Origin of the sequence: Streptomyces flavofungini, from assembly GCF_030388665.1 — a bacterium.
GTDB classification, from domain to species: Bacteria; Actinomycetota; Actinomycetes; order Streptomycetales; family Streptomycetaceae; genus Streptomyces; species Streptomyces flavofungini_A.
The window spans coordinates 1841799-1863879 of record NZ_CP128846.1; the positions used below are offsets into that span (position 1 = coordinate 1841799).

The window sequence follows — 22081 nt, forward strand, 5'->3', positions numbered from 1 at the left end:
GCCGGCCAGGCAGTCGCCCTCCGAAGGAGCACCGTGTCCACTGCTCAGCCCATTCCGGACATTCTCTCGCCCGAGTTCGCGGCCGATCCTTACCCGGTCTATCGCGCCCTGCGGGAACAAGCCCCGCTGCTGTGGCACGAGCCCACCAAAAGCTACCTCGTCTCCCGCTACGAGGACGTGGCCCGCGTCTTCAAGGACAAGGAGGCGCAGTTCACCACGGAGAACTACGACTGGCAGCTCGAACCCGTGCACGGCCGGACGATACTCCAGCTCAGCGGCCGTGAACACGCCGTACGCCGGGCCCTGGTCGCCCCGGCCTTCCGCGGCAGCGAGCTGCGGGACGTCTTCCTGCCGGTCATCCGCCGCAACTCCGAGGAGCTGATCGACGCCTTCCGCGACCGCGGCTCCGCGGATCTGGTGGCCGACTACGCCACCCGCTTCCCGGTGAACGTGATCGCCGACATGCTCGGCCTCGACAAGGCCGACCACGCCCGCTTCCACGGCTGGTACACCACCGTCATCGCCTTCCTCGGCAACCTGGCGGGCGACCCCGAGGTGATGGCCGCGGGCGAGCGGACCCGGGTGGAGTTCGCCGAGTACATGTTCCCGGTCATCGCCGAACGCCGGAAGAACCCGGGGAGCGACCTGCTCTCGGCGCTGTGCGCCGCCGAGGTCGACGGGGTGCGGATGAGCGACGAGGACATCAAGGCGTTCTGCAGCCTGCTGCTCGCCGCGGGCGGCGAGACCACCGACAAGGCCATCGCCGGGATCTTCGCGAACCTGCTCGCGCACCCCGACCAGCTCGCCGCCGTGCGCGCGGACCGCACCCTGGTCGACCGGGCGTTCGCAGAGACCCTGCGCCACTCCCCGCCGGTCCACATGATCATGCGGCAGAGCGCGGTCGACGTCGAGGTGGCCGGGGGCACCATTCCCGCCGGTGCCACCGTGACCTGCCTCATCGGCTCCGCCAACCGGGACGGCGAGCGCTACCGCGACCCGGACCGCTTCGACATCTTCCGGGACGACCTGACGGCCACCACCGCGTTCTCCGCGGCGGCCGACCACCTCGCGTTCGCCCTCGGCCGGCACTTCTGCGTGGGCGCGCTGCTCGCCCGCGCCGAGGTGGAGACGGGTGTCAACCAACTCCTCGACGCCATGCCGGACATGCGGCTCGCCGACGGCTTCGTACCGTCGGAGCAGGGCGTGTTCACGCGGGGCCCGGCCGCCCTGCCCGTGGTGTTCACGCCCGTGCCGCGCTGAGCGCCGCTTCCCCGCGTGCGGCGCGGAGCGTCTCCGCGCCGCCGCCGTCACTGCGCCACGGGCGTGAACTGGACCGGCAGCGCCGTGAGTCCGCGCATCCAGATGGAGGGGCGCCAGGTCAGCTCCGCCGGGTCGACGGCGAGCACCAGGTCCGGCAGCCGCTCCAGGAGCGTCTCGACCGCGGTGCGGGCGATGACGTCGGCGAGCAGCGGCGCCGGGTAGGGGCAGCGGTGTTCGCCGTTGCTGAAGGACAGGTGCGCGGAGTTCTCGGAGCCCACCTGCGCGCCCGGCCAGATCTGCGGGTCGGCGTTGGCGGCGGCGAGGCCGAGGACCAGGCAGTCGCCGGCGCGGATGCGGCGCCCGCCGAGCTGGGTGTCGCGGACCGCCCAGCGGCCGATGAAGTTCTGGGTGGGGGTGTCGAGCCACAGCACCTCGTTGAGCGCCTGGCTGACGCTGAGGCGGCCGCCGGAGACGTTCAGGGCGAAGCGCTCGTCGGTCAGGAGCAGCCGCAGGGCGTTGCAGATCCAGTTCGCGGTGGGCTGCTGGGCGGCGGCGATCACGGAGATCAGGTCCTGGACGATCTCCTCGTCGGAGAGGCCCGCGGGGTGCTCCAGCATGCGCGAGGTGACATCGGCTCCGGGGCTCTGCCGCCGCTCCTTGACCAGGTGGTGGACGCGCTCGCCGACCCGGACGTACGCGGCCACCGGGTCGTCGCCCTCGGCGGCGTCGAGGGACATCCGCAGGTCCTCGACGAGGGCCTCGGTGTCGGCGGCGCCGGGCGGCATGCCGACCATGTGGACGGCGGCGCGCATGGCGAGGGGGTGGGTGTAGGCGCTCATCAGCTCGGCGCTGCCGCGGCCGGAGAAGGACGCGATGAGCTGGTCGGCGATGTAGGCGCACTCACGGCCGAGTTCGAACTGGTCGACGCCTTCCAGGGCCTCGGTGATGACGCCCGCGCGGCGGCGGTGTTCGGCGCCCTCGGTGAAGAGCACGGAGGGCTGGTAGCCCACGAACGGCATCAGGGGCCAGTCGGCGGGGATGTTGTCCCACTGGTTCCAGCGCCGTGAGTCGCGGGCGAACAGCTCGTCGTGCGCGGTGACGTAGGAGACCTCGGAGTAGCCGAGGACGAGCCAGGCGGGCACGCCGCCGTCGAGCAGGACGGGCGCGACGGAGCCGTGCTTGGAGCGCAGGCTGCGGTACAGGTCGAAGGGCGTCTGCTGGTACTCCAGGCCGCTCAGGGGCACCGCGTCGGGGTGGGCGGTGTGGGCGGGGCAGCCGGGCGGCGGGGTGTTCGGCGCGGCCGCGGGTCCACTCGCTTCGGTCATGCTGTCAGTTCCCGTTCCCGTGCCAGGTGGTGGAGGTGGTCGACGAGCGTGATCAGCACGTCCTTGCCGGACGAGCGGACCCGGGCGTCGCAGTCGATGAGGGGGACGTGGTCGGGCAGCGCGAGCGCGGTGCGGATCTCCGCGAGGGAGTGGCGCGCGGCGTCGTCGTCGAAGCGGTTCACGGCGACGACGAAGGGCGTGCCGTGGTGTTCGAGCCGGTCGATGGCGTACCAGGACTCGTCCATCCTGCGGGTGTCCACGAGGACGACCGCGCCGAGCGTCCCGGAGAAGAGCCGGTCCCACAGGAACCAGAAGCGCTTCTGGCCGGGGGCGCCGAACAGGTAGAGCACCAGGCGGTCGTTGAGGCTGATGCGGCCGAAGTCGAAGGCGACGGTGGTGGTGTTCTTGCCACTGGACTCGGGTATCCGGTCGACTCCGGCGCCCGCCTGCGTCATCACCTCCTCGGTGTTGAGGGGGCGGATCTCGCTGACGGAGCGGACGAGGGTGGTCTTGCCGACGCCGAAGCCGCCCACCACGACGATCTTCAGGCCGTTCTCTGCCGTGTCGCGCAGCGGTGTCCGGGACGACGGCAGCTCAGAGGTTGCGGAGCCCATGGAGCACCTCCGTGAGAAGAGCGGAATCGGGCAGCGCGGCGGAGGCCGCCACGCGGGGGTGACGAGGGGTGATGCGGCCGGTCGCCAGCAGGTCCTCCAGGAGGATGCGGACGACGGTGACGGGCAGGGACAGCTCCGCGGCGATCTCGACGACGGCCGTGGGGTGGCGGCACAGTTCGAGGATGCGCGCGTGCTCCGACTGCTGGCCGACGGACGGCTCGCACTCGGCGACGATGAGCGTGACCAGGTCGAAGGAGCTGCCGTCGGAGCGGCTGCGGCCCCCGGTGACCGTGTAGAGCCGGTCGGGGTCGCCCACATCGACGGGCCTGCGCATCACGAGGCGGGGCGCGCGGGGTCCCCGGGGGTGCCGGGGTTCCCGTGCCCTTGGCCGCGGGGCTCGGCCCGCAGGTGCTCGCCTATCTGGGCCACGAGCTGGCTCATCTGGTGGCCCACCACACCGGGGTCGGCGTCCTCGTCGGCGATGACGGCGAGGTGTGCGCCCTGTCCGGCCTCCACGACGAAGAGCAGTCCGCCGTGGAACTCGGTCATGGAGTGCCGTACGCCCCCGGATCCGTCGCCGAACTCCATGGAGGCGCCCTGGGCGAGCGCCTGGATGCCGGAGCAGATCGCGGAGAGCTGGTCGGCCTGGTCGAGACTGAGGCCGGGACTCCAGCAGAGCTTGAGGCCGTCCCGGGACAGCACGAGGGCGTGCCGCGTTCCGGGGGTGCCGTCGAGGAGGGTGTCCAGAAGCCAGTTCAGGCTGTTGTCGGTGGTCTGCATGTCGGTTCGGGGCGATCACCGGGTGCGCGAACGCCCGTGCCTCCCTTTCGGTGCGGGGCGGGGGTGGGGAAGGTGAGAACGGTGGGGTGCTTCGTTGCGGCCCCGTGGGGCGGTGCGGGGCGCCGGGTGCGCCGGGCGGCGCGCCGGGGAGGCGGTCCGGGCGGACCGGTCCCGGCGGCCGCGGGGGCCGGTCACTCGGCCCGCGGCGGCTCGCTCTCGCGGGCGGTGGGTGGTGCGCTCTCCCCCGTGGCCTCCCCGGCGGCCCGCCGGGCGCGGTGGAAGGCGCCGAACCGGGCGCCGAGGTCGCGGGGCGGGCGCGGGGCGTCGGCCGGGTCCCCGGCGTCCGGGCCGGTGTGCCGGTGGGCGTCGGGGGTGCCACGGCCTCCCGGGGTGGTGTCCGGGCCGCTCCGAGAGGCTTCCCGGGCGGCGGAGTCGGCGGCCTGGCGCTGCTGGAGTTCGGCGTGCGCGGCGGCCATGGTGCGGCCGGGGCGCCGCATCGGAAGACCGCCGAGGGTGGCGCCCCTGCCGTCGGTGCCCTCGGCGCTGATCCCCCGGCCGTGGGTGCCGCCCTGGCCGCCCCGGCTCTCGGTGCCGCCCGGGCCGTCGGCGCGGATCCCGCGGCCGTCGGTGCCGCCGCCGAGGCCACCGGCGCCGGACCCTCGGCCGTCGGCGCCGATCCCGCGGCCGTCCGTGCCGTGGCCCGACGCCCACCCGTACGCGTCGGCCCCGTCGGCGGCACGCTCGCGCACGGCGGTGTGCTCGGGTGTGTCGGCCCGCTCGCCGGGGGCGTCGCCGAAGCCCGCGTCGGCGGGGGCCGGCCAGGGTGCGGCGGGGGCTCCGACGGGGCCTTCGGCGGCGGGGCGGGGCGCGGGCACGGCCTGGGCTCCGGCCGCGGCGCCGGTGCCGCCGCCGTCGGCCCCGGCGCCCGGCAGCGCGGACGTGCCCGCGTCGACCGCGGGGGCGCGCTCCGGCTGCGGCTGCTGGGCGATCAGCTGCGGGGGCAGCAGGACGACGACGCCGGTGCCGCCGCGCGCCGAGGGGCGGAAGCTGACGTTGACGCCGTACTTCACGGCGAGCCCGCCGACGACGGCGAGGCCGAGCCGGGTGCCCTGAAGGAGCGCGAGGTCGGTCATCCGCCCGGACACCGCCTCCTCGGCCCGGCGCAGGGCCGCCTCGGACATCCTGAGGCCGCTGTCCTCGATGGTGATGACGATGCCGGTGCGGGACTCCTCCACGTACACGTGGACCTCGTCGGTGGGCGGGGAGAAGTTCGCGGCGTTGTCGGCGAGTTCGGCGAGCAGGTGCATCACGCCCTCGGCGGCGAAGCCGACGACGGCGACCCTGGTGGAGCAGTGCAGCCGCACCCGCTGGTAGGCGGCGATGCGGCCGACGGCGCCGCGCAGGATGGACTCCATCACGATGGGCTTGTTCCAGGCGCGGCTGGAGCGGCCGCCCATGAGCAGGGCGAGGCGGTCGGTCATGAGGCCGAGCTGCGAGGTGCTGTGGTCGAGCCGGAGCAGGTCGCCGAAGACCTCCTCGCCGTGCCGGTCCTGCATGTCGCGCAGGTCGGCGAGCATGCTCACGGACTTGGCCTGGACGCGGCTGAGGGCCTTGGCGCTCGCGGCCTGCGCGGCGGCCGCGCGCCGCTCGCTCAGGGCGAGTTCCCGGATGACGGCCTCGGTCAGGGCGCGCAGCGCGGCGTCGGCGGGCCACTGGGCGCCCGCGAGGGCGCGGTCCACGGAGGCGCCGCCGCGCAGGGTGGCGACCACGCCGGGGAGGGTCTCCTCGGCGAGGAGGCGGACGTCCGCGGTGACGCGGGCCAGGTCGTCGGCGGTGCGGCGCTGGGTCGCGGCGGCGGTGGCGGCGCGCTGCTCGGCGTCGGCCAGGGCGCTCACGCACACGCGCAGCAGTTCGCGCTGGGAGGGCAGGGCGGGCTGCCGGGTCTGCCGCAGCGCCTCGTCCGGGGCGGCGCCCTCGCGCACGAGCCGCGCCACGCCCGGCAGGGTCACCTGCGCCAGACCCATGTCCTCGGCGGTTCGGTTGTCCAACTGGCTTCGTACGGCGAGCAGTTCGCCCTCGGCGTCGGCGGCCCGGGTGCGGAGCCGGTTCGCCGTCGTGAGGCCGACGAGGACGGCGACGGTGAGCAGGATCCAGCCTCCGGCAGCGGCGGCGCCCACCCAGGCGCGGGCCCCGTCCGGAGCGAGGGCGGCGACGGCCGCACCCGCCGCCGCGGCGGCTATGAGGAGACACACGGGCAGCGTGTATGCCGTTCGCCGGCTGCTCGGGGTGCGGTCCGGACGACGATCGGCGGGCTGTGTCATTCCGTGGTCCCTCGGTGTCGGCACGGGTGCGCGGGCTGTCGGCCCGCCCTCGACTGCGTGCCGCCGCGAGGGAAGTCCGCCTGGTGGCGCTGTCTTCCGACGGCACTTGTGGTGGTCATGCTAGTCACAAGATCGCACAGTGGAAGCGGGCATTCAGCTCCGGGGGGCTCGGTCCGGAAGGTTCGTCGCGAAAGGACTCATCGGGGCGGCACGCGTGCTATTCCCCAACGGAACCCGACACCCCAGGCCGGACGGTGACGCACCGTCGGACACGCACATACGTACGGTGCATGGGTCAGCCATCTATCGCGGACAGGGACCTTCCAGCGGCTGAAATCGCACCCCCATGATGGCGATTTCAAGCCAACCTTGTCTCCCGCGCGGCGCGTCCCGTGGCACGAGCGGCCCCGACCCGACTCACCCACGCCCCCGTCCCGACTGCCCCACTCCCCCGTCCCGGCTCATCCCCCGGCGCCGTCGGGCGCGTACTTCTTCCAGGCCGTCGTCCCGATGCGGCCGGTGCTGCCGAGGTCGATGCCCCCGTCCGGCGTGAGGATCCGCGCCGGGGCGCCGGGCGCGGGCACGACCCGCAGATGGGGCGCCTGCACGGCGGGACGCGTGGTGTCGGTGTAGGTGTTGCGCCACACCACGACCGCCGTCGCCGACTCGCCCCGCCGCAGCGCCACCGGGTGCGGCCCGGGGTCGGGCACGCCGGTGGTGATCCGCCCGGTGCCCCGCAGGGTGCGCACGTCGAGGGGCGCCCGGTCGTCGCCGAGCGCGCGCAGGCCGGGGTAGCCGTCGAGCCGGTGGGTGCCGGTGCCGCAGTACGTCAGAGTGATCCGCATCGCGCGCAGGCCCATCGCGGCGTCGACGGGGCCCGGTTCGACGAGGGTGCCGCGCTTCCTGGAGCAGTCCCTGCTCTCCTGCCGGGGCTCGGGCGGCAGCGCGCCGTACCGGGGCGAGCGCTCGGCGCCGGAGGGGAGTTCGTCGGGGGTGACGCCGAAGGAGGGGGCGGGCCCGGTGCGGGACGGGGCGGGCCCGGCCGCGGACGGGGGCTGACCGCCCTGGCCCGCCACGCGGGTCGCGGCATCCTTCGCGCTGTGCGGCGGGTGCGGTCCTGATGCCTTCGACTGCCCGCACCCGGCGACGACTATCGCGAGGGCGCAGAGGGCGCTGGCGTGGCGGGGCGAGAGAAGAGTCACGCCGGGATCATGCCACGCGTCCGGCGCCGCCCCCCGCCCGGCCGGACCACCACCCCGCGCCCCCGCCGCTCGCCCCTGCCCCTGCCCCTGCCCCTGCCCCTGCCCCTGCCCCTGCCCCTGCCCCGACACCACTACGACACCCCCGCACCCCCGCCGTCCGCGCCCACGCCCGCGCCCCCGTCCCCCTCGGCGTCCCCCTCGACCCGGGCCCGCACGAGCCCCGACTCGTAGGCGAACACCACGAGTTGGGCCCGATCACGGGCTCCCAGCTTCGTCATCGCCCGGCTCACATGCGTCTTGGCCGTGAACGGGCTGATGACCATGTGCGCGGCGATCTCCTCGTTGCTGAGGCCGCGGGCCGCGAGGGCCGTCACCTCCCGTTCGCGGCGCGTGAGCCCCTCCAGGCCGGGCGGGGTCGCGCGGTCCGGCGGCCGGGCCACGAACTCCCCTATCAGGCGCCGCGTCACGGCGGGCGAGAGCAGTGCGTCGCCGCGGGCCACGACCTCGATGGCCTGCAACAGGTCGGCGGGCTCGGTGTCCTTGAGCAGGAAGCCGCTGGCCCCCGCGCGCAGCGCGTCGAAGACGTACTCGTCCAGGCCGTAGTTGGTGAGGATGACGACGCGCACGTCCGCGAGGCGCGGGTCGGCGGCGATGCGGCGGGTCGCCTCGATGCCCGTCATGACCGGCATCTGGACGTCGATGAGCGCGACATCGGGCACGAGTTCCCCGACCAGCGCCACGCCCTGGGCCCCGTCGGCGGCCTCGCCCACCACCTCGATCCCGTCCTCGGCGTCCATCAGCGCACGGAACCCGGCCCGCATCAGGGCCTGGTCGTCGACGAGCACGACCCTGACGACCCCGCTCACCCGGTTCACCCCGCCGTCCCCAGCGGCAGCTCGGCCCGCACCGAGAAGCCGCCCTCGTCCCGCGCCCCGGCGCGCAGCGCGCCGCCGAGCGCCTCGACCCGCTCGCGCATCCCGGTGAGCCCGACGCCGGGTTCCACGGGCAGGTCAGGGCGCGCGGCCCCGTCGTCGTCCACACGGACCACCACCTGCCGCTCCCCGTAGTCGAGATGGACGCCGACCGACGCGGGTCCGCCCGCGTGCCGGGCGGCGTTGGTGAGGCACTCCTGGACGATGCGGTACACACCCTGCTCCAAGGCCGTCGGCAGGGTCCGCTCGCGCCCGGTCACCGTCAGCTCGACGGGCAGGCCCGCCGACCGCGCGCGCTCGACGAGCAGGGCGGGGCTGCCGGTGGGCCCGTCCGTGCGCAGCACTTCGAGCGTGGCGCGCAGTTCGCGCATCGCCTCGCCGCTGGCCTCCTGGATGGCGAGCAGCGCGGGCGGCACGTCCTCGCCGCGCTTGCGCGCCAGATGCACGGCCACGCCCGCCTGGAGCTTGACGATGGAGATCTGGTGGGTGAGGGAGTCGTGCAGTTCGCGGGCGATGCGCAGGCGTTCCTCCCCGGCCCGGCGCAGCGCCACCTCCTCCCGGGTGCGCTCCGCCTCCAGGGCGCGCTCCTCGGTCTGGCGCAGATACGCCTGCCAGGTCGTGGCCGCGATGCCGGTGGCGACGGCGCACACGAACCACCCGGTGAGCAGCAGGGTCCGTTCGACGGCGCCGTCGCGGCCCGGGTCGGCGCCGAGGAACGCGGCGAGGAAGGCGAGTCCGGTGCCCGTGGCGAGCAGCCGGTGGCCGCTGTGCGCGGCGGCGTGCACGGCGCCGAGGACGGGGAAGGCGGCCGCGGTGGCCGGTTCGGCGTGCAGCACGAAGGCGGCCATGGCGACCGCGCTGACGACGAGGACGACGCGCGGGGCGCGGCGGTGCTCCGCCAGGGCGAGCGAGCCGACGCACACCAGGGCGTAGTCGACGGCGTCGGCGCCGCCCTCGTACGCCGTGGCGCCCGCCACGACCGCGGCCATGACCACGGCGAACACCGCCGCCATCGCCCTGATCCTGCGCTCGTCGAGGCGGCCGAAGCCACCGGATCCTCCGCGTTCCCCCGTCATGTCCCGCACCTTAGCCGGGGCCCCGGCCCCGGACGTCCCCCGTGCGGACCGCTCCCGCGCTACTCCCCGTGCAGTAGTCGCGCGGCCGACCGGCCCCGGCGCCGTAGGTCCAACTGCCTTCGCCGGTACGACGACCGGGGGGCACCGGCGCGGCCACGATCGACGGCACCAGGAGCGCACAGCGGCACCGCGCAGCCGCACCGCGCGGCGACATCCCTGGACGACCCCCGAGGCGAAGGAGACGCCATGACGACGCACGCCCGCCCCGAAGCCCGCCCCAACGCCCGCCAGGAGGAGCTGTGGAACGGCCCCATCGGCCGGCACTGGGCCGAACAGCAGGACCGCTACGACGCCATGAGCGGCGACCTCAACGGCCGTCTCTTCGCGGCCGCGCGGATCAGCGGCGGGGCCAGGGTCCTCGACATCGGCTGCGGCGCGGGGACCGTGACACGGATCGCGGCGCGGCTCGCCGGGCCGGGCGGGCACGCGGTCGGCGTGGACATCTCCGCGCCGCTCCTGGAGCGCGCGCGGGCCCGCACCGCGGCCGAGGAGGTCACGAACGTCTCGTACGAGCGGGGGGACGCGCAGACGCACCGCTTTCCCGAGGGCGGCTACGACGTGGCGATCAGCAGAGGCGGAGTGATGTTCTTCGCCGACCACGCGGCGGCGTTCCGCAACGTGGCGCGCGCGCTGCGTCCGGGCGGGCGCCTGGTGTTCGTCTGCCCGCAGCCCGCGAGCCCCGACATCGAGGAGTCCCGCACGCTCGGCCTGATCGCGTGCCTGCTCGGCGCCGAAGGGGCCGCTCCCTCCGCCGACCACACCGACGCGCGCGCCGCGATGGCCTCGCTCAGCGACCCCGCGCACATCCGGCGCTCCCTCGCCGCCTACACGGACGTGAGCGTGACGTCGCTGACCGTCGAGACGTACTGGGGCCGTGACCCGGCGGACGCCGTCGACTTCCTCCTGTCGCGCACGCCCGGCCGCGCGGTGCCGAGGGTCACCCGCAAGGCCCTGGAGGACGCGCTCACCCCGTACGCGGGCGGGCGCGGGGTGCGGATGAAGGCGCGGGTGTGGCTGGTGACAGCGACCCGCCCGAGCTGACCCGCCGCCCCGGGCCCCTGCTGGAGCCCCGGGCTCGTCCGCCGCCCCCGGGTCCCTCCTTAGGGGGCCGCGCGGAGGCCCGCATGATCCCCGAACGTCGTCCTCGGCGGTACCGCTTGCGACCTGTCGATCCGGCGGCGGGCAGGCGCCCGTGCACCCGGCCCGACCCCGGCCGGACCCCCGTGCCCCGCTTCCCCACCGCCCGCTCAGCTGCGAAAACAACGTGACATTGTACGCTGGTGATCCGCTCGGCCACGAAGGCACGGGGCGCAGGCACGAAGGGATCACCACCGCCATGGGTCATCTGACGCAGCGCGACCTCATCACCACCCGCGAGCGCCTGCGCGACCAGGTGGCGAACGCGCTGCGCGCGGCCCTGATCTCCGGCGAGCTCAAGCCCGGCGAGGTCTACTCCGCGCCCGCGCTCGCCGAGGACTTCGGGGTCTCGGCGACTCCGGTGCGCGAGGCGATGCTCGACCTGGCCAGGGAGGGCATGGTCGAGCCGGTCCGCAACAAGGGCTTCCGCGTCACCGAGGTCAACGAAGAGGACCTCGACCAGTACACGGAGATCCGCACCCTGATCGAGGTCCCCACGGTCGGCCGCATCACGCGCACCGCCGCCCGCGAGGACCTGGAGGCGCTGCGGGAGGTGGCCGAGGAGATCGTGCGCGCCGCCCGCGTCCACGACCTCATCGGCTATCTGGAGGCGGACCGCCGCTTCCACCTGTCACTGCTCGCCCTCTCGGGCAACGACCGGCTGGTGGAGGCCGTCGGCGATCTGCGCAAGCGCTCCCGCCTGTACGGCCTGACGGGCCTGGACGAGCGCGGCGAACTGCTCCCGTCGGCCGAGGAGCACATCGAACTGCTCGACCTGATGCTGGCCGGTGACGCCAAGGGCGCCGAGAAGTGCATGACGCGCCACCTCGGCCACGTCCGGACCCTGTGGGCGAAGGGGCGCCAGCCCCAGGAGCCGGCCAAGCGCCCCCGCAGGGGCGGCCTCGGCACCGCCCGCTGACCTCGCCGCACCCCGCACCCCGCCGCACCCCGCCGCGCCCAGCGAGCGCCGCCACCGCCGCCTCGCGCTGAACAGCACTCCTTCCGCACCCCGGACATGACGCTGCGTCAATCTCTGCCCATGCCCACAGAGGCCTTCTCTGACCATGTGATGTGTGCAATATTACATGTCACGCATTCTTCGTGGGCATGACAGCTCAAGGGTTTCCGCAGTTCAGCGCCTCACACCCTTTGTCGCCACGGGTCGCGCACCCCCACGGCCGTGCTCGGGCACGGCCGCCGACCGCCCGGAGGGCACTTTGAAACGCACCTCACGACCACAGAAGTCACGCGCACCGAGAACTCCCCTGGCCCGGCTCCTGATATCGGCCCTCGTCATGTGCCTGGGCCTGACCCTGGTCGCCTTCACCGGTCAGGGAGCCGCCGCGGACGCCACGGCCAAGGCGCCCGCGCCACGCCCCGGCACCGCCCCCTCCCCCGCCACCCCCACCTCGACCGAGGACCTGCGGGCCACCGAGGCCGAGCACGCGGCCAAGCCGACCAAGGACCCCTCCAAGCGCCCGCCGACACACACCGTCAAGCAGGCGCCCAAGGCGTACCGCGGCGCCCCCAAGGCGGCCTGCAACGTCTCGGACTTCACGTCGAAGACCGGCAGCGCCCTGGTCAGGCAGATCAAGTCCGCGGAGACCGCCTGCGTCAACACGCTGTTCGGCGTGACCGGTTCGGACTCCCGGGCCCTGTTCCGCGAGGAGCAGATGGTGACGGTGTCCCGCGCGCTGCGCGACACGTCCGTCAACTACCCGGGGAACAACAGCGGTTCGATCACGCAGCTGGTGCTCTACCTGCGCGCGGGCTACTACGTGCAGTGGGGCCAGCCGGACACCGTCGGCCCCTACGGCCCGGCGCTGAAGCGCGCGATCCAGGGCGGCCTCGACGCGTTCTTCGGCTCGGCGCGCGCCTTCGACGTCAGCGCGGCCAACGGCGAGACCCTCGCCGAGACGGTCACCCTGATCGACAGCTCGGGCGAGAACGCCCGCTTCCTGAACGTCGTCAAGCGGCTCCTCAACGACTACGACTCTTCCTACGACGCCCACTGGTGGATGGTCGCGGCGGTCAACAACACCTACACGGTGCTGTTCCGAGGCCACCAGGTGCCGGAGTTCGTGGCCGCCGTGCAGGCCGACCGGAGCGTCCTGACCGGGCTGCGGGACTTCGCCGTCACCCACGACGGCCTGCTCGGCACCGACAAGTCGTACCTCACCGCCAACGCCGGCCGCGAGCTGGGCCGCTTCCTGCGGCACGAGCAGTTCGGCGGTGTGGTGCCGCAGTTGGTCAAGCAGCTCCTCGACCGCAGCCGGATCACCGGCCGCACCGCGCCGCTGTGGGTCGGCCTCGCCGAGATGACGGACGCGTACGACAAGGACAACTGCGCGTACTACAACACCTGCGACCTGCAGAAGCGCGTGCGTGACGCCGTCCTCACCGTCAAGCACACCTGCGCCCCGAGCCTGCGCATCGTCGCCCAGCAGATGACGTCCACCGAGCTGAGCTCGGCCTGCTCCAGCCTGCTCGCCCAGGACTCCTACTTCCACGGCGTGGCCAAGGACAACGGCCCGGTCGCCAACGACAACAACACCACGCTCGAAGTGGTCGCCTTCGACTCCAGCAGCGACTACAAGACGTACGCGGGCCTCGTCTTCGGCATCGACACCGACAACGGCGGCATGTACCTGGAGGGCAATCCGGCCCAGGCGGGCAACCTGCCCCGGTTCATCGCGTACGAGGCGGAGTGGCTGCGCCCCGACTTCCAGATCTGGAACCTCAACCACGAGTACACGCACTACCTCGACGGCCGCTTCAACATGTACGGCGACTTCGCGGAGGGCATGAAGACGCCGACCGTGATGTGGGTGGAGGGCTTCGCCGAGTACATCTCGTACTCCTACCGCGGTGTCACCTACGACGACGCGATCGAGCAGGCGGGCAAGAAGACGTACCGGCTCAGCACCCTCTTCGACACCACCTACGACAACGCCGACTCCACGCGCATCTACAACTGGGGCTATCTGGCGGTCCGTTACCTGATCCAGTCGCACCCCCAGGACGTGACGGCCCTGCTCGGCCACTACCGCAAGGGTGACTGGGCCGCTGCCCGGACTCTGCTCAAGAAGACCATCGGCACCCGCTACGACGCGGACTTCGCCACCTGGCTGGACAAGTGCTCCGCGGGCGACTGCGGAACCCGTCCGGGCACCCGGGGCTGACGCTCCATCAGCCCCCACGGGGCGGCGCGCAGGCGGACGACGGCGTCCGTCTGCGCGCCGGTCTCCTCCGCGCGGCTACGCCCCGAGGGCGGGAATCACCGTCTCGCCGTAGCCGTCGATGACCTTCTCGCGGGCGTCGTGCATCGCGTACACCGCGAACTGGTCGACGCCGAGGTCCCGCAACTGCTCCAGCTTCCGCCGGTGCCGGCCGGCGGTGCCGATGACGCAGAAGCGGTCCACGATCTCGTCGGGCACGAAGGCGGTGTCGGGGTTGCCCGCACGGCCGTGGTGGGCGTAGTCGTACCCCTCGCGGGCCTTGATGTAGTCGGTCAGCGCCTCGGGCACCAGGCCCGAGTGCTCCCCGTACTTCGACACCAGGTCGGCCACGTGGTTGCCGACCATGCCGCCGAACCACCGGCACTCGTCCCGGGCGTGCGCGAGCGCCTCGGGCGAGTCGTCGTCCGTGAGGTAGGCGGGCGCCGCCACACAGATCTTCACCGCCGCCGGATCGCGTCCCGCCGCCTCGGCCGCGGCCCGCACCGCCTTGACCATCCACTCGGTCAGGAACGGGTCGGCGAGCTGGAGGATGAACCCGTCGGCCTTCTGCCCGGCGAGGGCGAGCGCCTTGGGGCCGTACGCGGCCATCCAGACCGGCAGCCGGCCGTCGCGCACCCACGGGATGCGCAGGGTCTGACCGCCGACGTCGGCCTCGCGGCCCTCGGCGAGGTCACGGACGACGTCGATGCACTCGCCGAGGCGGGCCAGGGTGTTGGGCTTGCGGCCCGCGACCCGCATCGCCGAGTCGCCGCGGCCGATGCCGCACACGGTGCGGTTGCCGTACATGTCGTTGAGCGTGGCGAACGTGGAGGCGGTGACCTCCCAGGTCCTGGTGCCCGGGTTGGTCACCATGGGGCCGACCGTCAGGTGTTCGGTGTGCTCCAGGATCCGGCTGTAGATCACGAACGGCTCCTGCCACAGGACCGCCGAGTCGAACGTCCAGCCGTAGCGGAAGCCGCACCCCTCGGCGCGGCGCATCAGGTCGACCACGGCGGACGCGGGCGGGTCGGTCTGCAGGACGAGTCCGAAATCCACGAGGGACCTCCTTGCTGGTTCAGGTGAGTGACCGGCGCGGGCCGCAGCTCAGCCCAGGTACTGGCAGGTGGCGCGCGGGGTGTACAGGCCGTGTCCGGCGCGACCGGTGAACTCCCGCTGGTCGATGACGAGTTCACCGCGCGACAGGACGGTCTCGACGCGGCCGGTGACCTGCCTTCCCTCGTACGCGGAGTAGTCGACGTTCATGTGGTGGGTCTCGGCGGAGATCACCTGGGTCGCGGCGGGGTCGTAGACGACGACGTCGGCGTCCGCGCCGGGGGCGATGGTGCCCTTCTTCGGGTAGAGCCCGAACATGCGGGCCGGCGTCGCGCAGGCGATCTCGATCCAGCGGCGGCGGGTGAGGTGCCCGTCGACAACGGCCTGGTGCAGCAGGTCCATGCGGTTCTCGACGCCGGGAAGGCCGTTGGGGATCTTCGAGAAGTCGCCGCGGCCCAGCTCCTTCTGGCCGGTGAAGCAGAACGGGCAGTGGTCGGTGGAGACCACCTGGAGGTCGTTGGTCCTGAGGCCCCGCCACAGCGCCGCCTGGTGCTCGCGAGGCCGAAGGGGCGTCGAGCAGACGTACTTGGCGCCCTCGAAGTCCGGCTCGGCGAGGTTGTCGGTGGACAGGAACAGATACTGTGGGCAGGTCTCGCCGAAGACGTCGAGCCCCTTGTCCCGCGCGGCCGCCAGCTCCGCGACGGCCTCCTCGGCGGAGACGTGCACGACGTACAGCGGGGCGCCCGCGACCCGGGCGAGCTGGATGGCGCGGTGGGTGGCCTCGGCCTCCAGGAGGACCTTCCTGACCTCGCCGTGGTAGCGGGGGTCGGTCTCGCCGCGCTGGAGAGCCTGCTCCACCAGGACGTCGATGGCGATGCCGTTCTCGGCGTGCATCATGATCAGCCCGCCGTTGGCGGCGGAGCGCTGCATGGCGCGCAGGATCTGCCCGTCGTCGCTGTAGAACACGCCGGGGTAGGCCATGAAGAGCTTGAAGGAGGTGATGCCCTCCTCCACGAGCAGGTCCATCTCCTTCAGCGTCCGGTCGTTGACGTCGGACAGGATCATGTGGAAGGCGTAGTCGATGGCGCACTTGCCGTCGGCCTTCGCGTACCAGGCGTCCAGGCCCTCGCGCAGTGCCCGGCCGACGGTCTGGACGGCGAAGTCGACGATGGTGGTGGTACCGCCCCAGGCGGCCGCGCGGGTGCCGGTCTCGAAGGAGTCCGACGCGAAGGTGCCGCCGAACGGCAGCTCCATGTGGGTGTGCGCGTCGACGCCGCCCGGGATGACGTACTTCTCGCTCGCGTCGATGACGCGGTCCGCGCTCCAGGCCGCTGCGGCCTGCGTGCCGCGCGCGGCGAGCGCCGCGATCCGGCCGTCCTCGATCAGGACGTCGGCGTGCAGCTCCTCGGCGGCGGTGATGACCAGACCGCCGCGGATCAGGGTGCGGGTGCTCATGGTGGTGCGCTCCCTTTCGTACGTACGGGGTACGCGAGTGCGGTGCGCGGACACGGGGCGTGCCCGCGCACGGGGCGGGGCGCTAGACGCTCCGCAGGGCCCGCTCCAGGATCGCGGCGCCCTCCTCGGCCTCGGCGACGGTCAGCGACAGGGGCGGGGCGACGCGCAGCACGCTGGTGCTGTGCCCGCCGCCCTTGCCGATGAGCAGGCCGCCCTCGCGGGCCGCCTCCAGGACGGCCGCGGCCGCCTGCGGGTACGCCTCGTCGGTGCCGGGCCTGACCAGCTCGATGCCGATCATCAGGCCCCGGCCGCGCACCTCACGGACCACGGGGAGCTGGGCGCAGATGGCCCGCAGCCGTTCGATGAGCAGGCCGCCGACCCGGCGCGCGTTGCCCTGGAGGTCGTGTTCCAGGAGGTAGGAGAGGTTGGCGAGGCCCGCGGCCATGGTGACGGGCGAGCCGCCGAAGGTGGAGATGGAGTTGGCGTCCAGGGAGTTCATGATCTCCGCGCGTCCGACGACGCCGCCGATGGACATGCCGTTGCCGATGCCCTTGGCGAACGTGAGCAGGTCCGGCGGCCCGGCGGCGGCGTGCGCCTGCCAGCCCCAGAAGTGGTCGCCGGTGCGGCCCCAGCCGGTCTGCACCTCGTCGGCGATCCACAGGATGCCGTGCTCGGCGAGGACCTCGCGGAAGGCGGCGTAGAGGCCGTCGGGCGGCGAGGTGAAGCCGCCGACGCCCTGCACCGGCTCGGCGATGAGCGCGGCGACGCCGCCGCGGGACTGGCCGAGCATGTCCCGCAGGTCCGCGACGCACGCCGCGGTGAACTCGGCGTCGTCGAGGGCGGCGTAGGGTCCGCGGGAGCGGACTCCTCCGTGGACGTACAGCGTCTGCAACGGCGACAGGCTCGTGGGCGACCAGGACTGGTTGCCGGTGATGCCGACCGTGGTGAAGGAGCGGCCGTGGTAGCTGTTGCGCATCGCCAGGATCTGGTTGGAGCGGCGGTGCGCGGTGGCCAGGAGCAGCGCCGTGTCGTTGGCCTCGGTGCCCGACGTCGTGAAGAACACGCGGGCGTCGGGGATGCCGGACAGGGCCGCGATCCGCTCGGCGAGGTCGACCATCGGGCGGTTCAGGTAGAGCGTGGAGCTGTGGATGATCCGGCCGGCCTGCTCGGCGACGGCCTTGGTGACGTCGGGCAGCGCGTGCGCGGTCATGGTGGTGAGGATGCCGCCGAAGAAGTCGAGGTAGCGCCGTCCGGCGGCGTCCCAGACGTGGCGGCCCTCGCCGTGGGTCAGCTCGATCGGCTCGTCGTAGTAGAGCGCGAGCCAGTCCGGCAGGACGGCCCGGTGCCTGGCGTAGAGGTCCTTCACGGCGTGACCAGCCCTTCGTACGCGTCCGGGCGGCGGTCCCGGTAGAACGCCCACTGTTCGCGGACCTCGTCGATCAGGCCGAAGTCGAGGTCGCGCACGACGAGTTCCTCCGCCTTGTCGCTCGCCGTCTCGCCGACGAACTGCCCGCGCGGGTCGACGAAGTAACTCGTGCCGTAGAAGTCGTTGTCGCCGTACTCCTCCTGGCCGACGCGGTTGATGGCGGCGATGAAGTACTCGTTGGCGACGGCCGCCGCGGGCTGCTCCAGCTGCCACAAGTACGCGGACAGACCGCGGGAGGTGGCCGACGGGTTGTAGACGAGCTGGGCGCCGTTGAGGCCCAACTGGCGCCAGCCCTCCGGGAAGTGGCGGTCGTAGCAGATGTAGACGCCGACGCGGCCGACGGCGGTGTCGAAGACGGGCCAGCCGATGTTGCCCGGCCTGAAGTAGAACTTCTCCCAGAATCCCTTGACTTGGGGGATGTGGTGCTTGCGGTACTTGCCCAGGTAGCTGCCGTCGGCGTCGATCACCGCGGCGGTGTTGTAGTAGAAGCCGGCCTGCTCGACCTCGAAGACCGGCACGACGATCACCATGCCGGTCTCGCGCGCCAGGTCCTGCATGCGGCGCACGGTGGGCCCGTCCGGCACCGGCTCGGCCCAGCGGTAGTGCTCCTTCTCCTGGACCTGGCAGAAGTATGGAGCGTTGAAGACCTCTTGGAAACCGATGACCTTCGCGCCCTGCCGAGCGGCTTCGCGGGCGTGCTCCTCATGCTTGGCGATCATGGATTCGGTGTCGCCTGTCCAGGTCGCCTGGACCAGTGCGGCGCGTACGACATTGGCCATGAGCTGCTCCTTCGACGGGACGTCAGAGAGCCTCTACGCCCGTAGACTTCTTGCGTAGACAGACGAACGTAAGCCCCATCGACGGCCTTGCCAAGACCATCGTCGTAACGCGGCGGAGTCGATCATGTTTCGCACCCGGGCGGGTGACGGACCGGGTGGCTCAGGTCGCGAAGCCCGCGACGCGCAAGGCGTGCACGAGGTCCCAGTGGCGCTCGTCCGACGCCGCCTTCGCGGCCTCCAGGAGCTGCGGGATGAGCCGGGGCGGGTCGGTGTGCGCGCAGGCCGCGACGTCCTCGGCGCTGCGGACCCGGACGAACGCGTCGAGCAGCGCCCGGGCCTCACGGGTGCGCCCCGCGTCGGCGAGCGCGATCAGGGACTCGGCGATCTCCGGGGCGGGCCGGGCCACGCCCTGGCGCAGCAACTTGCGGCAGTCCTCGGCGCGCCCCGCGCCCGCGAGCGCGTCCGCGACGGCCACGAGCCGGTCGGGCGGCAGCGACGCGGCCTCCCACAGCAGCGTCGCCCAGTCGGCGGCGAGGCCCGCGTGGTGCAGCTCCTCCGCGAACAGCGGGAGCCTGACCGCGGGCCACCCCGCCGCCTCGACGAGGACGCCGTGCGCCTCGCCGCTGCGGCCCTCGCCCCGCAGCCGGAGCAGGGCCTGCACGGCGTCGACGGTGACGCGCTCGTGGACGAGGTGCTCGTCCGCGAGGTGCGTGTCGGCGGCGCGCGCCTCGGCCGCCGCGCGGTCGGCGGCGGCCCGGTCCGCGGACCTGGACCGCCTCGGGGCGCGCGGCGCGGCGTCCATGGCCTGGGCGTAGCGCGCGCCGCGGGGCGTCCCGGCGTCGGCGGGCGCGGCGTTTGCCGTGGGGACGGCGACGGGACCCACCCCGTCCGCCTCGTCGGCGTCGAGCCCGCCGAACCCGGCGAAGCGGGCGCCCCGGGGGCGGCGGGGGCCGGCCTGCTGGGGGACGCGCGCGGCGGGGCCGGGCGGGTCGGCCTGGCCGTGCTCGTCCGGGGCGGGGGCGACCTCGTGGGGGCGGCCGTCGGGGCGGGGGTGCTCTTCAGCGGCGGAGGGCGGGGCGGGCAGCGGGGCGCCGGGGTCGTACTCGGCGGGGCCGGGGTCGTACTCGGCGGGGCCGGAGTCGTACTCGGTGGCGCCGGAGTCGTACTCGGCGGGGCGGGGGTCGGATCCGGTGGATTGAGGTCCCCCGAAGTCCACCCACTGCGGTGCGTTCACCCGGTCGAGGCGGTCGAGGCGCGCACGCAGCTCCCCGCAGCGCGCGGCGGCGCGTTCGTGGTCGTCGCGCACCCAGGCCAGGTCCAGGTGGATGCGGTCCACTTCGTCGGCCGTGGGGGCGACGGCGAGGGCGCGCGCGAGTTCCTGCTGCCGTTCCTGGGCGAACCGCTGCTCCTGGAGCATCAGGTCGAGCCGGTCGCTGAGGAGTTCGCGCGCCCCGGGCCGGCCGTCGTGCGCGGCCACCGACGCCGCGTGCAGGGCCCGCGCCCGTGCCGTCTCGGCGTGCGCGACGCCCACCCCGAAGTCGGCCGCGAGGTCGTGGAGCAGCGCCTGCACCACGTCCCAGGGCGGCACCTCGGCGCCCTCCAGGCAGGCCCGCATGCCGTCGGGGTCGCGGGCCAGGAACACCCCGCACCACCCGCCGTCCCGGTCGATCCGGGCCAGAAGGTCGTTCAAGTACTTTGCGAACTCCCGGATCTCGTCCGGGAGTTGTCCCACTGCCATGGTCGGGCACCGCCCCCTGGGAGACTGGAGTCTGCCGGTCCGGAAGATAACACCAGTTGGGTTACGGGACGGCTACACGCGGTTTTCCGAAGGCTTCATTAATTACTTGGACGTGCGGCGACAGACGTGGTTAGTCTGCGCACATGTCCAGTCCCGAGGCCAGCAGACGCTAGCCACCGGCGTTCCGGTGGCTGCTCCACGGACTCCCTGAGTTCCTGAGCCCGCGAGTTCCTCGCTGCCGCGTGGCAGCGACACCGACGCCGTGCCGTTCTCCGGTACGACGCCCCGTGTCGCTCCGCGGCCCCTTCGCCACGGGATCGCCGCAGTGCCGTCGTCACGGACTGCTTCCCCACCTCTTTCCCGCCCGCGCGGCAACCGCGCGGCGTCGGCGCCGCCCTCGGCGTGCCGCGCCGCGCCGTCGAGGGCTGCCCGCGGGCCTCGTCGATCCTCTCAGTGGTTGCGGAGTCTCGCTGTGCCATTCGTCCTCCATCTGCTCGGTCTCGCCGTGTTCGCCCAGGGCACGTCCGAGTTCATGCTGTCCGGCCTGGTGTCGGACATCGCCGCCGACATGGCGGTGTCGGTCCCGGCCGCCGGTGCGCTGACCTCGGCGTTCGCCGTCGGAATGATCGTGGGAGCACCCCTGATGGCGGTGTTGAGCCTGCGCTGGCCGCGCCGCCGCGCGCTCCTCGGCTCCCTGGTCACGTTTCTGCTCGTGCACGTGGTGGGCGCCCTGACCACCAGCTACGGCGTGCTGCTCGCCACCCGCTTCGTCGGCGCGCTGGCGAACGCCGGTTTCCTCGCCGTGGCGCTCACCACCGCGACGAGCCTGGTCGCGCCGGACGCCAAGGGCCGCGCCACCTCGATCCTGCTCGGCGGCACCACGCTCGCCTGCGTGGTGGGCGTGCCGGGCGGCGCGCTCCTCGGCCAACTGTGCGGCTGGCGCGCCGCGTTCTGGGCGGTGGCGCTGATCTCGGTGCCCGCCGTCGTCGCCGTCGCCCGGGCCGTGCCGCCGTCCGAGCCGGGAGCCACGCCCCGCACCGCATCCTCAGCGGCACCCACCGGAGCCCGCACCGCATCCTCCGCGGCACCCACCGGAGCCCGCGCCGAGCTGCGCGCCCTGCGCTCCCCCGGGCTCCTGGTGACACTGCTGCTCGGCGCGCTCGTCAACGGCGCCACGTTCTGCGTCTTCACGTACCTAGAACCGCTGGCCACGCACGTGTCCGGCATCGACGACGCGTGGGTGCCCGGGCTGCTCGCCCTGTTCGGGCTCGGCTCGTCGGTCGGGGTCGCGCTCGGCGGGCGGCTCGCCGACACGCGTCCGCTGCCGCTCCTGACGGGCGGCGCGGTGGCGCTGCTCGCGGGCTGGGTGGTGTTCGCGCTCACGGCGGGCAACCCGGTGGCGGCGGTCGCCCTCGCCTTCACCCAGGGGATGTTGTCGTTCGCGGTCGGCTCCACCCTGATCTCGCAGGCGCTGTACGCGGCGACGGGGGCGCCGACGCTCGCGGGCGGCTTCGCCACGGCGGCCTTCAACTTGGGTGCGGCGGTGGGCCCTTGGGCGGGCGGAAGGGCCATCGCCGCGGGCTTCGGCTACCGCTCCCCCGTGTGGGTCGGCGCCCTGCTCGTGGCGTCGGCGCTCGTGACGGCGGGGGCGGCGCTGCTGGTGCGACCGCGCGGACAAGGCCGGAAGGCCTCCCTGGACGCGTAG

18 protein-coding genes are annotated in these 22081 nt (G+C 73.5%); 5 read left to right on the top strand and 13 right to left on the bottom strand.

Translation table 11 applies throughout. From position 1 onward, the window contains the following. Window positions 1-33: 33 nt before the first annotated feature. Window positions 34-1260: a cytochrome P450 gene (locus QUY26_RS07090; RefSeq protein ID WP_289944264.1), complete on the top strand. Its 1227-nt coding sequence runs from the start codon at window positions 34-36 to the stop codon at window positions 1258-1260. A 47-nt stretch (window positions 1261-1307) separates the two neighbouring features. Here the strand turns inward: QUY26_RS07090 and QUY26_RS07095 are convergent, their stop codons facing one another. From QUY26_RS07095 to QUY26_RS07130, 8 genes are all read right to left on the bottom strand, one after another. Beyond that, window positions 1308-2585, bottom strand: coding sequence for a cytochrome P450 (locus QUY26_RS07095; protein ID WP_289944265.1), 1278 nt, complete (start codon window positions 2583-2585; stop codon window positions 1308-1310). Further along, window positions 2582-3199: a GTP-binding protein gene (locus QUY26_RS07100; protein ID WP_289944266.1), complete on the bottom strand. Its 618-nt coding sequence runs from the start codon at window positions 3197-3199 to the stop codon at window positions 2582-2584. Before QUY26_RS07100 ends, QUY26_RS07095 begins: the two co-directional genes overlap by 4 nt. Then, window positions 3180-3536 (bottom strand): DUF742 domain-containing protein, encoded by a 357-nt coding sequence (locus QUY26_RS07105; protein WP_289944267.1) that lies wholly within the window; start codon window positions 3534-3536, stop codon window positions 3180-3182. The genes QUY26_RS07100 and QUY26_RS07105 overlap by 20 nt, the downstream gene beginning before the upstream one ends. Beyond that, window positions 3533-3979, bottom strand: coding sequence for a roadblock/LC7 domain-containing protein (locus tag QUY26_RS07110; RefSeq protein WP_289944268.1), 447 nt, complete (start codon window positions 3977-3979; stop codon window positions 3533-3535). The genes QUY26_RS07105 and QUY26_RS07110 overlap by 4 nt, the downstream gene beginning before the upstream one ends. A gap of 191 nt (window positions 3980-4170) precedes the next feature. Next, on the bottom strand, window positions 4171-6231 hold the full coding sequence (locus QUY26_RS07115; protein WP_354670669.1) for a sensor histidine kinase: 2061 nt from the start codon (window positions 6229-6231) through the stop codon (window positions 4171-4173). A 530-nt stretch (window positions 6232-6761) separates the two neighbouring features. Next, on the bottom strand, window positions 6762-7502 hold the full coding sequence (locus QUY26_RS07120) for a DUF4232 domain-containing protein (RefSeq protein WP_289944269.1): 741 nt from the start codon (window positions 7500-7502) through the stop codon (window positions 6762-6764). Window positions 7503-7633: 131 nt separating this feature from the next. After that, a complete protein-coding gene (locus QUY26_RS07125; RefSeq protein ID WP_289944270.1) occupies window positions 7634-8368 on the bottom strand; it encodes a response regulator in 735 nt (244 codons plus the stop codon). Between the two features lie 5 nt (window positions 8369-8373). Then, window positions 8374-9510, bottom strand: a complete 1137-nt coding sequence (locus QUY26_RS07130) for a sensor histidine kinase (RefSeq protein ID WP_436840281.1) — start codon at window positions 9508-9510, stop codon at window positions 8374-8376. A 246-nt stretch (window positions 9511-9756) separates the two neighbouring features. Here QUY26_RS07130 and QUY26_RS07135 point away from each other — a divergent pair, with 246 nt between their 5' ends. The 3 genes from QUY26_RS07135 (at window position 9757) to QUY26_RS07145 (ending at window position 13889) form a co-directional block, all read left to right on the top strand. Further along, complete coding sequence (locus QUY26_RS07135; RefSeq protein WP_289944271.1) at window positions 9757-10611, top strand: class I SAM-dependent methyltransferase; 855 nt, start codon at window positions 9757-9759, stop codon at window positions 10609-10611. 295 nt (window positions 10612-10906) lie between these two features. Then, window positions 10907-11626 (top strand): GntR family transcriptional regulator, encoded by a 720-nt coding sequence (locus QUY26_RS07140; RefSeq protein ID WP_289944272.1) that lies wholly within the window; start codon window positions 10907-10909, stop codon window positions 11624-11626. A 376-nt stretch (window positions 11627-12002) separates the two neighbouring features. Then, window positions 12003-13889: a collagenase gene (locus tag QUY26_RS07145; protein ID WP_289944273.1), complete on the top strand. Its 1887-nt coding sequence runs from the start codon at window positions 12003-12005 to the stop codon at window positions 13887-13889. 75 nt (window positions 13890-13964) lie between these two features. Here the strand turns inward: QUY26_RS07145 and QUY26_RS07150 are convergent, their stop codons facing one another. The 5 genes from QUY26_RS07150 to QUY26_RS07170 form a co-directional block, all read right to left on the bottom strand. Then, window positions 13965-14981 carry a TIGR03842 family LLM class F420-dependent oxidoreductase gene (locus QUY26_RS07150; protein ID WP_289944275.1) on the bottom strand — a complete coding sequence of 339 codons (1017 nt, stop codon included), beginning with the start codon at window positions 14979-14981 and terminating at the stop codon, window positions 13965-13967. A gap of 48 nt (window positions 14982-15029) precedes the next feature. Next, window positions 15030-16433 carry a dihydropyrimidinase gene (hydA, locus tag QUY26_RS07155; protein ID WP_289944277.1) on the bottom strand — a complete coding sequence of 468 codons (1404 nt, stop codon included), beginning with the start codon at window positions 16431-16433 and terminating at the stop codon, window positions 15030-15032. Between the two features lie 82 nt (window positions 16434-16515). Then, a complete protein-coding gene (locus QUY26_RS07160) occupies window positions 16516-17799 on the bottom strand; it encodes an aspartate aminotransferase family protein (RefSeq protein ID WP_289944278.1) in 1284 nt (427 codons plus the stop codon). Then, window positions 17796-18638, bottom strand: coding sequence for a nitrilase-related carbon-nitrogen hydrolase (locus QUY26_RS07165; RefSeq protein ID WP_289944280.1), 843 nt, complete (start codon window positions 18636-18638; stop codon window positions 17796-17798). Before QUY26_RS07165 ends, QUY26_RS07160 begins: the two co-directional genes overlap by 4 nt. A gap of 160 nt (window positions 18639-18798) precedes the next feature. After that, complete coding sequence (locus QUY26_RS07170; protein WP_289944281.1) at window positions 18799-20376, bottom strand: hypothetical protein; 1578 nt, start codon at window positions 20374-20376, stop codon at window positions 18799-18801. Window positions 20377-20848: 472 nt separating this feature from the next. On the opposite strand from QUY26_RS07170, the gene QUY26_RS07175 reads away from it, so the two are divergent. Next, on the top strand, window positions 20849-22081 hold the full coding sequence (locus QUY26_RS07175) for a Cmx/CmrA family chloramphenicol efflux MFS transporter (protein WP_289944282.1): 1233 nt from the start codon (window positions 20849-20851) through the stop codon (window positions 22079-22081).

Excerpts from the sequence above, each read along its gene's own strand:
- QUY26_RS07095 (WP_289944265.1), bottom strand. The coding sequence starts at position 2,585 with ATGACCGAAGCGAGTGGACCCGCGGCCGCGCCGAACACCCCGCCGCCC.
- QUY26_RS07100 (WP_289944266.1), bottom strand. The coding sequence starts at position 3,199 with ATGGGCTCCGCAACCTCTGAGCTGCCGTCGTCCCGGACACCGCTGCGC.
- QUY26_RS07110 (WP_289944268.1), bottom strand. The coding sequence starts at position 3,979 with ATGCAGACCACCGACAACAGCCTGAACTGGCTTCTGGACACCCTCCTC.
- QUY26_RS07130 (WP_436840281.1), bottom strand. The coding sequence starts at position 9,510 with ATGACGGGGGAACGCGGAGGATCCGGTGGCTTCGGCCGCCTCGACGAG.
- QUY26_RS07135 (WP_289944271.1), top strand. The coding sequence starts at position 9,757 with ATGACGACGCACGCCCGCCCCGAAGCCCGCCCCAACGCCCGCCAGGAG.
- QUY26_RS07140 (WP_289944272.1), top strand. The coding sequence starts at position 10,907 with ATGGGTCATCTGACGCAGCGCGACCTCATCACCACCCGCGAGCGCCTG.
- QUY26_RS07145 (WP_289944273.1), top strand. The coding sequence starts at position 12,003 with ATGTGCCTGGGCCTGACCCTGGTCGCCTTCACCGGTCAGGGAGCCGCC.
- hydA (WP_289944277.1), bottom strand. The coding sequence starts at position 16,433 with ATGAGCACCCGCACCCTGATCCGCGGCGGTCTGGTCATCACCGCCGCC.
- QUY26_RS07165 (WP_289944280.1), bottom strand. The coding sequence starts at position 18,638 with ATGGCCAATGTCGTACGCGCCGCACTGGTCCAGGCGACCTGGACAGGC.
- QUY26_RS07170 (WP_289944281.1), bottom strand. The coding sequence starts at position 20,376 with ATGGCAGTGGGACAACTCCCGGACGAGATCCGGGAGTTCGCAAAGTAC.